2 protein-coding genes are annotated in these 850 nt (G+C 70.3%); both read left to right on the forward strand.

The window, feature by feature from the left end:
• The coding region (locus AC1DU4_RS26305) for a hypothetical protein (protein WP_477844918.1) at positions 1–213 on the forward strand (213 nt) is incomplete at its 5' end.
• Positions 214–416: 203 nt separating this feature from the next.
• On the forward strand, positions 417–848 hold the full coding sequence (locus AC1DU4_RS26310) for a hypothetical protein (protein ID WP_477844920.1): 432 nt from the start codon (positions 417–419) through the stop codon (positions 846–848).
• Positions 849–850 lie beyond the last annotated feature (2 nt).

Genomic DNA, 850 nt, shown 5'->3' on the forward strand with positions numbered 1-850 from the left:
ATCGGCAACGGCAACCAGGGTGGCGTGTCCTCCGGAAACGGCGGCGGCGCGATCGGCGGGAACAGTGGCAACGCGACCACCGGTGACGCGAACGGTGGCGGTGGCGGGGCCGGTGGAGCSGGCGGCGCGGGCGGGACGAACAACCCGACCACGAACACCACCACGACCACCACCACCGAGGAGAGCTGCAGCTTCCCGTTCATCTTCTGCTGACCGCTCCACCCGATCTCGGGCCGGTATCCCGCCACATGGCGGGGTGCCGGCCCGATTCCGTGTGCCGGGTCCTCCTCTGGGGGTGTGTTCGGTAGCCGCAGGGGTGGCCGGGTTGCCACCTTGGGTGCCTGTCGGCGACGGCGGTGACGGCGGAAGCTTGTGTGACAGAACGAAATCAACCCCCATCGAACGAGGAGTATCCAATGTCGAACACCATCAAGCGCGCTTTCGCTACCGCAGCCATCGCCGCCTTCGCCCTGGCCGCCGGAGCGGGCATCGCCTCCGCTGACGCGAACGGCGGTGCCGGCGCACCCGGTGGCGCGGGCGGAACCGCCCAGTCGGGCAACGCCCAGACCGGCAACGGTGGCAACGCCACCGGTGGTGCGGGCGGAAACGGCAACGTGGCCATCGGCGGCGTCAACATCGGCAACGGCAACCAGGGTGGCGTGTCCTCCGGAAACGGYGGCGGCGCGATCGGCGGGAACAGTGGCAACGCGACCACCGGTGACGCGAACGGTGGCGGTGGCGGGGCCGGTGGGGCGGGCGGCGCGGGCGGGACGAACAACCCGACCACGAACACCACCACGACCACCACCACCGAGGAGAGCTGCAGCTTCCCGTTCATCTTCTGCTGACC

The sequence above is a fragment of the Rhodococcus sp. P4_F5 genome (assembly GCF_056401315.1).